This window comes from Streptomyces sp. SID1328 (genome assembly GCF_009865595.1).
Taxonomy (GTDB): Bacteria; Actinomycetota; Actinomycetes; order Streptomycetales; family Streptomycetaceae; genus Streptomyces; species Streptomyces griseoluteus.
The window spans coordinates 1-9,541 of the sequence record NZ_WWKH01000762.1; the positions used below are offsets into that span (position 1 = coordinate 1).

Below are 9,541 nucleotides of genomic sequence, written 5' to 3' on the forward strand. Positions count from 1 at the left end.
GGCCACGCTGGAGCAAGTGCCCGAGGTGCGGCCGCCGTTGTCGGCCGGGGTGCACTGGCGGTCCCGGTTCAGGCTCCAGAAGGTGAAGCGGTCCATGTGGTGGCCGGTGGCGAAGTCCAGCACCGTCTGGAAGTCGGCCTGGGAGAAGTACTCCCCGGTGTCGCTGCGGCCGTTCATCCCGGAGAAGCCCTCGTGCGCGTACGCCGTGGCCTCGTCCCAGCCGAAGGTGGAGCGCAGGATGCCGTTGAAGTTGGCCAGCGCGCTGGTCTGGCTCGCCGCGCCGTTGAAGCCGCCGTCGAACGGCATGATGGAGAAGTTGTTCGGGGTGAAGCCCTGGGACTTCGCCTCCAGCAGCATTTGCTTGCCGAACCAGCCGGTGCCGTCCGCCGTGCCGGCCGTGGTGACCGAGACGTACAGGCCGGGGTTGTTCTGCTGGAGGATCTTGGCCGCGCCGATCTCGTTGTGGATGGCCGCGGTGTTCTCGTATTCCGGCTCCTCCAGGTCGAAGTCGATGGCGTGCAGGCCGTACTTGGTGATGACCTGCTGGTAGGCCGCCGCCGTGGCGGCCGGGTCGGCGCAGGTCTGGCCCAGCTTGGTGCCGCCGTACCCGCCGATCGAGATGGAGACGTCACCGCCCTTGGACCGGATGGTGTTGATCACGGACTGCACTGCGGTGTCCGAGGAGACCGGCGAGGTGCCGCCCCACGTGGGCGAGCAGCCGCCGCCGTTGGGCGCCAGCACGAAGGCGAGCTGGAACGCCTTGAGGCCGGTCGCGTCCATGATGGCGGCCGCGTCCGGCGGGTCGTTGTCCGTCGGCATCAGATACGGGGCCGCCGCGTACCAGCGGTTGTCGAGCGCGCTCGTGGCGCCGGACGCGCTGCCCGCGACCAGTGCCGTCGTGCCGGCCGCGGCCAGCGTGACGGCGGCCGCCGCGCCCAGACATGCCCGAAGTCGTCTCACTACGAGCCTCCAGAGGGTGGGGGATGGGGGAGTGCCAGACTCGTGGACGGCGCCCGGCTTGGTCTAGTCCAATACCTGCCTTTGGACTGGACCAAACCTTCTCTTTACCTTGCGGCAAGTGAACGCCCCATCCGTGCACGGGACTTGCCGACTCCGTCGATCTGTGCGAAACCGTGGCGACCGTCCGCCCTCTGAGGCACCCTTGACGCTGTGCGTACTGTTTCGCCACGTTTGAGCGGCGGTACGCGAGGGGGAGCGATCACATGAAGGGCGGGGCGAACCACGGTGGAGATCACCATTCACAGACCCGGCGAACTGACCTCCGCGCTGCGCGGGGCCTGGCACCGGGCGATGGACGAGTCACCCGAGTACGCCAACCCCTTCCTCGCGCCGGAGTTCGCCATCGGAGTGGGCCGTCATCGCGGCGGTGTACGCATCGCGGTACTGCGCGAGGACGGTGAGCCGGTCGGCTTCCTGCCGTACGAGCGGGGGCCGCTCGGCACCGGCCGGGCCATCGGGCTCGGGCTCTCCGACTGCCAGGCGCTCGTACACCGGCCCGGTGTCACCTGGGACGCGGCCGAACTGCTGCGCGCCTGCGGGCTCAGCATCTTCGAGTTCGACCATCTGGTGCAGGAGCAGCGGCCGTTCGCCCCGTACCTCACCGGCACCTTCGCCTCGCCGGTCATCGACGTGAAACCCGGCGACGGCACCTACCCGGAGTGGCTGCGCGCCACCTACCCCGGTCTCGCCAAGACGACCCTGAAGAAGGAGCGCCGGCTCGGCCGGGACATCGGCGAGGTGCGGTTCGTCTTCGACGAGCGCGACCCGCAGGTGCTGCGCACCCTCATGCGCTGGAAGTCGGCCCAGTACCGCCGCACCGGCCGGATGGACCGGTTCTCCCGCCCCTGGATCGTCGACCTGGTGAACCACCTCTTCCACGTCCGCGAGGAGCACTTCACCGGAGTGCTCTCCGTGCTGTACGCGGGCGACCGCCCGGTCGCCGCCCACTTCGGGCCCCGCTCCAGTACCGTCCTGGCCGCCTGGTTCACCGCCTACGACCCCGAATTTCACTACTACTCGCCCGGGTTGATGATGCACCTGCGCACGGCCGAGGGCGCCGCCCGCAGCGGGGTGACCCTGGTCGACCTCGGGCGGGGCGACAAGGAGTACAAGGACTGGCTCAAGACCCGGGAACTCCGGGTCGGCGAGGGCTTCGCGTCCCGCCCGCACCCCGTCTCCGTGGCCCAGCGGGTGTGGCGCCGGCCGGTGCGCGGACTGCGCAACACCGTGCTGGCCCATCCCCAATTGCGCGCCCCCGCCGATCGGTTGCTGAAGACGGTCGGGCAGCTGCGCACCCAGGGGCGACCGGGCCGCTGACCGTACCGCGCGGGGCTGTCGGGACCAAAGCATATGGTCCGGACAGCCCCGCGCCGTTGTGAACGGCCGCTGGGTGTGAACGCCCTTGTGCGTGAAGGATTTGGCTTCCGAAGGCTTGCGCCGAGTTGGTTCATCCCTTAAATCAAAACATGAACTAAGCAGGGGCCGGTCTCCCGGTCCCGCAGTCGCAGGGAGCCGCAATGAGACTGAGATCCCTGGGGACAGCGCTCGCCGCCACGGCAGCGCTGCTCGCCCTGCCCACCCTCCAACCCCCGGCCGTCGCCGCCACGGACGCCGCCCAGGCCGGCTGCAACACCGCCAACGCCGCGCAGGGCAGGCCCGCCACCGCCTCGTCCACCGAGAGCGCGGGCACCCCGGCCTCCGCCGCCTTCGACGGCGACACGGGCACCCGCTGGTCCAGCGCGTTCGCCGACCCGCAGTGGCTGCGCGTCGACCTCGGCTCGGTGCAGGACCTGTGCGGTATCGACCTGAACTGGGAAGCCGCCTACGGCAAGGACTTCCAGCTCCAGAGCTCGACCGACGGCACCAACTGGACCACGCTCAAGACCGTCACCGGCGGCACGGGCGGTACCGCCTCCTACGCGGTGAGCGGGTCCGGCCGGTACGTCCGCATCAACGGGACCGCGCGAGCCACCGCCTACGGCTACTCGCTGTGGGAGATGGCCGTGCACACCGGCACCACCGGTGTCCCGCCGGTGCAGGGCGGCGGTGACCTCGGCCCGAACGTGATCGTCGTCGACCCGAGCACGCCGAACCTCCAGCAGAAGTTCGACAGTGTCTTCGCCAGCCAGGAGTCGAACCAGTTCGGCTCCGGCCGCTACCAGTTCCTGATGAAGCCGGGCACGTACAACAACATCAACGCCCAGCTCGGCTTCTACACCTCGGTCTCCGGCCTCGGGCTCAACCCCGACGACGTGCAGATCAACGGTGACATCACCGTCGACGCGGGCTGGTTCAACGGCAACGCCACGCAGAACTTCTGGCGTTCGGCGGAGAACCTCGCCATCCGCCCGGTCAACGGCACCGACCGCTGGGCCGTCGCCCAGGCCGCGCCGTTCCGCCGCATCCACGTCCAGGGCGGCCTCAACCTCGCGCCCAACGGCTACGGCTGGGCCTCCGGCGGCTACATCGCCGACTCCAAGATCGACGGCACGGTGGGACCGTACTCCCAGCAGCAGTGGTACACCCGTGACAGCTCGGTGGGCGGCTGGACCAACGGCGTGTGGAACATGGTCTTCAGCGGTGTGCAGGGCGCGCCCGCGACCAACTTCGACAGCGGCCCGTACACCACCCTGGACAACACCCCGGTCTCCCGCGAGAAGCCGTTCCTCTACCTCGACGGCTCCACGTACAAGGTGTTCGTCCCGGCCAAGCGCACCAACGCGCGCGGCGTGTCCTGGCCGGCCAACGCGGGGAGTTCGCTGCCGCTCGACCAGTTCTACGTGGTCAAGCCCGGCGCGACCGCGGCCACCATCAACGCCGCGCTCGCCCAGGGCCTCAACCTGCTGTTCACGCCCGGTGTCTACCACCTGGACCGGGCCATCGAGGTCACCCGCGCCAACACCGTGGTCCTCGGCCTGGGTCTCGCCACCATCGTCCCGGACGGTGGCGTCGACGCCATGCACGTGGCCGACGTGGACGGCGTCAGGCTCGCCGGCTTCCTCATCGACGCGGGCAGTGCCAACTCCGACACCCTCCTGCGGATCGGCCCGGCCGGCTCCACCGCCGACCACTCGGCCAACCCCACCACCATGCAGGACGTGTTCGTGCGCATCGGCGGTGCCGGACCCGGTCTCGCCACCAACTCGGTCGTGGTCAACAGCAACAACGTGATCATCGACCACACCTGGCTGTGGCGCGCCGACCACGGCAGCGGCGTCGGCTGGGACACCAACCGTGCCGACTACGGCCTGCGGGTGAACGGCAACGACGTCCTGGCCACCGGCCTGTTCGTCGAGCACTACAACAAGTACGACGTGTACTGGGCCGGCCAGCGCGGGCGCACGATCTTCTTCCAGAACGAGAAGGCGTACGACGTGCCCAACTCCGCCGCCATCACCCATGACGGCATCGTCGGCTACGCGGCCTACAAGGTCGCCGACTCGGTCACCTCGCACGAGGCGTGGGGTCTGGGCAGTTACTGCAACTTCACCACGGACTCCTCCATCGTCCAGGCGCACGGGTTCCAGGTCCCGGTGAACTCCGGGGTCAAGCTGCACGACATCCTGGTGATCTCACTCGGCGGCAAGGGTCAGTACGCCCACGTCGTCAACAACACCGGGGCTCCCACCTCGGGGTCGGACACCGTCCCGTCCAAGATCACGCAATTCCCGTAGAGCGGGTGCGCGGAGCCCGGAAGGCGGGCTCCGCGGGCCGCGCCTAGGGTGGCGTGCACGGCGGGCCGCGCGGCCCTCCGTCACGGCCCCCGGCCCGGTCAGGCGTCCGAGCGGCCGGCCGTCCAGGTCAACTCCCTGGGCGGCCGGGCCGACTTCACCCACCGGGAGCCTCCCGCTCCCGCCTCGGACGGCCCCCGGACCGGGGGCCGCCGCCCGAACGGAGTATTGCAGCGGGCGCACCGCCCGAGCTGCCGCTGTGATGGAGGGGTCCCAACCTCGATTCAGTGAGGCAACTCATGCGTATGCGCAAGCTTGCTGCGACGGCTGTTCTCGCGGGCGCCCTTGCCCTCTCCGGCGCCACGGCGGCCCAGGCGGCCGACCCGGACCCTGCCACCGGTGTCGCCGCCAACAGCCCCGGCGTCGCCTCCGGCAACGTCGTCCAGTTCCCCGTGGACGTCCCGGTCAACCTGTGTGGCAACACGATCGACGTCGTGGGCCTGCTGAACCCCGCGTTCGGCAACATCTGCGCCAACTCCTGACAGCGCATGCGTAGGGTGCCGGCTCCTCGTGGAGGGGCCGGCACCCGCATGCCGCGGGTCAGTCGGCCGCGACCGGCTCCTGCTGGACGGCGGGGCGTCCCTTCGTCCGGCCGCTCCGCAGCAACAGGCGCCGCACCGGGCGTTCCACGCCCTCGAACAGCGCCCAGGACAGCGCGAGCGAGATCACGAACGCGGCCGCGGTCACGCCGATGCCGGCCACGGCGCCGAAGCGCGGCTTGTCGCCCAGGACGGAGATGCCCGCGCGCAGCACGAGCAGATGCACCATGTAGAACGCGAACGACAGCTCCCCGAGGCGCACCAGCCGCCGCCCCCGCCACAGCGTCGGCAGCCCGCGCAGGTCGGCCACGGCCGCCGCCGGGATCAGCAGGGTGAACCCGGTCAGGGTGCAGGACGTGGCCGCGTAACCGGGTGCCACCTGGGGGACGAGGAAGTAGCCGAGGAGGGCCAGGGCGAGCGAGCCCTCCACGCCGGGGCCGCGCCAGCGGCCGAGCAGCACCAGCCGCGCGGTGACCGTGCCGAGCACGAACTCCGGCAGCCGGGCCAGGGGCAGCGAGTACATCGGCTGGTTCAGCCAGTGATGGGCGTCCGCCCAGGCCAGGGCCAGCGCCACCACCGCCGCGCAGCCGCCGAGGACCAGCGTGCCGCGCGTGCCGAGGCGGCGCAGCAGCCAGAAGAGGGCCGGGAAGAGGGCGTAGAAGAACGCCTCGCAGGCCAGCGACCAGCTCACCGGGTTGAGCGTCTGCCACCAGGGCTGCCACCAGGAGTGCACCAGCGACACGTTCGCCAGGGTCTGCTTCCAGGTCGGGAGGGCCGGCTTGCCCATGGCGAAGGCGATGGCGACCGCGAGGAGGGCGGTGGCCAGGTGGACCGGGTAGACCCGCGCGATCCGCCGCCGCCAGAAGCCGGGCGCCCGGTCGCCGGGCCGGGCCGACCAGGTCAGTACGAACCCCGACAGGATGAAGAAGAACGACACCCCGGTGCCGCCGGGGGTGAAGGCCCAGGAGACCAGGCGCCCGGCCTGGCCGCCGAGGTAGCCGAAGTTGTTGATGTGCAGTCCGAAGACCAGCAGGGCCGCCACCCAGCGCAGTCCGGTGAGCGAGGGCAGCGCGGGTCTGACGCCGTCCGGTGAGGTGGGGGCGCCGGCCGCGTCGGGCCGTGCGGGCGGCGTCCGGGGCGTCCGGGGCGTCGCCGTGGTCATCCGATCACCTGCCGCTGGAGGTTCGCGTGGGGCATGAAGGGGACTGCTGCCCTCCGGCGCCCCGGCATTCACGTCATGCCGGAAACGTCACACTGCTGCCGAACGAGAGAGCGTCCGCCCTGCCACGGATGGCGGGCCCGGAGCACCCGGACGAGTGAGCGCCGCCCCGGTGGGGAACCACCACCTCGGTGGGTGCCGTTTGTCCGGTAGGAGCTGATGTGTGCGGGTACGCACCGATGTCGGGCGGTGACCCAAAGAAGTCAAAAACTTGTACAGCTCGTTTTCTTGAATCGTTCGTGTTTAACGCGCTAGTGTTCCCTCATGACCGCATCCCAGCCTCCGACCACCGCCGCCGCGGAACTGCGCGGTGCGGGCCTCCGCGTCACGGCGGCCCGCGTCGCGCTGCTGGAGACCGTCCGCGCGGGCGACCACCTCGGTGCCGAGGCGATCGCCGCCCAGGTCCGTGAGCGAGTGGGCCACATCTCCGTACAGGCCGTCTACGAGGCCCTGCACGCGCTCACCGCCGCGGGTCTCATACGCCGCATCGAGCCGGCCGGCAGCGCCGCCCGGTTCGAGGGACGCGTCGGCGACAACCACCACCACGCCGTGTGCAGGTCGTGCGGTGCCGTCGCCGACGTCGACTGCGCGGTGGGCCACGCGCCCTGCCTGACCGCCTCCGACGACCGGGGCTTCGTCATCGACGAGGCCGAGGTCGTGTACTGGGGCGTCTGCTCCGACTGTTCCACCGGCCGCAGCTCCTAGCGCCGTTTTATCTCGCCCTTTCCGGAAGGATCGACATGCCTCACAACGAAGACGCGATCGTCACCGACCCGAAGCCCGAGGAGACCGGCGGCTGCCCCGTCGCGCACGGAGCCAGTGCCACCTCCCTGCACCCGGCCCTCGGGAGCGGCAACGACCGCTGGTGGCCCAAGCAGCTCAACCTGAAGGTCCTTGCCAAGAACCCGCCCGTCGCCAACCCGCTGGGCGAGGACTTCGATTACGCCGAGGCGTTCCTGAGCCTCGACCTGCCGGCCGTGAAGCGCGACCTCGCCGAGGTGCTCACCACGTCCCAGGACTGGTGGCCCGCCGACTTCGGGCACTACGGCCCGTTCATCATCCGCATGGCCTGGCACAGCGCCGGCACTTACCGCACCCGTGATGGCCGCGGCGGTGGCGGCACCGGCCAGCAGCGCTTCGCCCCGCTCAACAGCTGGCCGGACAACGCCAACCTTGACAAGGCCCGCCGGCTGCTGTGGCCGGTGAAGAAGAAGTACGGCAAGAACATCTCCTGGGCCGACCTCATGATCCTCGCGGGCAATGTCGCGCTGGAGACCATGGGCTTCAAGACCTTCGGCTTCGGCGGCGGCCGCGTGGACGCCTGGGAGCCCGACGCCGACGTGTACTGGGGCCCGGAGACCACGTGGCTCGGTGACGAGCGCTACACCGGTGACCGCGAGCTGGAGGAGCCCCTCGCGGCCGTCCAGATGGGCCTGATCTACGTCAACCCGGAGGGCCCGAACGGCCACCCGGACCCGATCGCCGCGGCCCGCGACATCCGCGAGACCTTCGGCCGCATGGCGATGAACGACGAGGAGACCGTCGCCCTGATCGCGGGCGGTCACACCTTCGGCAAGACCCACGGCGCGGGCCCGTCGAGCGACGTCGGCCCCGACCCGATGGACGCCCCCATGGAGCAGCAGGGCCTCGGCTGGAAGAGCAGCTACGGCACCGGCAAGGGCCCCGACACCATCACCTCGGGCCTGGAGGTCACCTGGAACTCCACCCCGATCACCTGGGACGTCAACTTCTTCGCCACCCTCTTCGGCTACGAGTGGGAGCTGACCGAGAGCCCCGCCGGCGCCAAGCAGTGGAAGCCGAAGGACGGCGCGGGCGACGGCACCGTGCCCAGCGCCTTCGACCCGGACAAGAAGATCGCGCCGAACATGCTCACGACGGACCTGGCGCTGCGCTTCGACCCGATCTACGAGCCGATCTCCCGCCGGTTCTACGAGAACCCCGAGGAATTCGCGGACGCCTTCGCCCGCGCCTGGTACAAGCTGACCCACCGTGACATGGGCCCGAAGTCGCTGCTGCTCGGCCCCGAGGTCCCCGAGGAGACGCTGCTGTGGCAGGACCCGCTGCCCCAGCCGGTGGGCGAGCCGATCGACGCGGCCGACGCCGACGCGCTCAAGGGCAAGATCCTCGACTCCGGTCTCACCGTGGCGCAGCTCGTCAGCGCCGCGTGGGCGTCCGCGTCCACCTTCCGCGGCAGCGACAAGCGCGGCGGTGCCGACGGCGCCCGCGTCCGCCTGGAGCCGCAGCGCGGCTGGGAGGTCAACGACCCGGACCAGCTCGCCCTGGTGCTCCGCACGCTCGAGGGCATCCAGGAGGAGTTCAACGCCTCCGCCGGTGCCAAGCACGTCTCCCTGGCCGACCTCATCGTCCTCGGCGGCGACGCCGCGGTGGAGAAGGCCGCGAAGGACGGCGGCTTCCCGGTCGACGTGCCCTTCACGCCGGGCCGCGTGGACGCCGGCCAGGAGCAGACCGACATCGAGTCGTTCGAGGCGCTCAAGCCCGCCGCCGACGGCTTCCGCAACTACTCCGGCAAGGGCAGCAACCCCGGCCGCGCCGAGTACGCGCTCGTCGACCGCGCCAACCTGCTGACCCTCACCTCCCCGGAGCTGACCGTCCTCATCGGCGGCCTGCGGGTCCTGGGCGCCAACCACCAGGACTCCGAGCTGGGCGTCTTCACCGAGACGCCGGGCGTGCTGACGAACGACTGGTTCGTCAACCTGCTCGACCTCGGCACCACGTGGAGCTCCACCTCCGAGGACCAGGCCACCTTCGAGGGCCGCGACGCCTCCACCGGCGCGGTCAAGTGGACCGGCACCCGTGCCGACCTGGTCTTCGGCTCCAACGCCGAGCTGCGCGCCGTCGCCGAGGTGTACGCCTCCGACGACGCCAAGGAGAAGTTCGTCAAGGACTTCGCCGCCGCGTGGCACAAGGTGATGAACCTGGGCCGCTTCGACCTCGCCTGAGTCGCAGCACCTGAAGGGGCGCCCCCGAACCGGCCGGTTCGGGGGCGCCCC

General features: G+C 70.6%; 7 protein-coding genes. 5 read left to right on the forward strand and 2 right to left on the reverse strand.

Annotated elements, in window-relative coordinates; genetic code table 11:
• On the reverse strand, positions 1-960 hold a 960-nt coding region (locus tag GT030_RS24525; RefSeq protein ID WP_346009738.1), incomplete at its 3' end, for a chitinase.
• 285 nt (positions 961-1,245) lie between these two features.
• Here GT030_RS24525 and GT030_RS24530 point away from each other — a divergent pair.
• From GT030_RS24530 to GT030_RS24540, 3 genes are all read left to right on the forward strand, one after another.
• Complete coding sequence (locus GT030_RS24530; RefSeq protein ID WP_161202955.1) at positions 1,246-2,337, forward strand: GNAT family N-acetyltransferase; 1,092 nt, start codon at positions 1,246-1,248, stop codon at positions 2,335-2,337.
• A 200-nt stretch (positions 2,338-2,537) separates the two neighbouring features.
• The gene (locus tag GT030_RS24535; RefSeq protein WP_161202956.1) at positions 2,538-4,694 is read left to right on the forward strand and encodes a discoidin domain-containing protein; all 2,157 of its coding nucleotides are present in this window, start codon (positions 2,538-2,540) and stop codon (positions 4,692-4,694) included.
• Positions 4,695-4,996: 302 nt separating this feature from the next.
• Positions 4,997-5,233, forward strand: a complete 237-nt coding sequence (locus tag GT030_RS24540; RefSeq protein WP_161202957.1) for a chaplin — start codon at positions 4,997-4,999, stop codon at positions 5,231-5,233.
• A gap of 58 nt (positions 5,234-5,291) precedes the next feature.
• On the opposite strand, the gene GT030_RS24545 is transcribed toward GT030_RS24540, so the two are convergent.
• Positions 5,292-6,452 carry an acyltransferase gene (locus tag GT030_RS24545; protein WP_161202958.1) on the reverse strand — a complete coding sequence of 387 codons (1,161 nt, stop codon included), beginning with the start codon at positions 6,450-6,452 and terminating at the stop codon, positions 5,292-5,294.
• Between the two features lie 321 nt (positions 6,453-6,773).
• Here GT030_RS24545 and GT030_RS24550 point away from each other — a divergent pair, with 321 nt between their 5' ends.
• Together GT030_RS24550 and katG are read left to right on the forward strand one after the other, a co-directional pair.
• Positions 6,774-7,214, forward strand: a complete 441-nt coding sequence (locus GT030_RS24550; RefSeq protein ID WP_161202959.1) for a Fur family transcriptional regulator — start codon at positions 6,774-6,776, stop codon at positions 7,212-7,214.
• Between the two features lie 35 nt (positions 7,215-7,249).
• A complete protein-coding gene (gene katG / locus GT030_RS24555) occupies positions 7,250-9,490 on the forward strand; it encodes a catalase/peroxidase HPI (RefSeq protein ID WP_161202960.1) in 2,241 nt (746 codons plus the stop codon).
• The last annotated feature ends 51 nt before the right edge of the window (positions 9,491-9,541 follow it).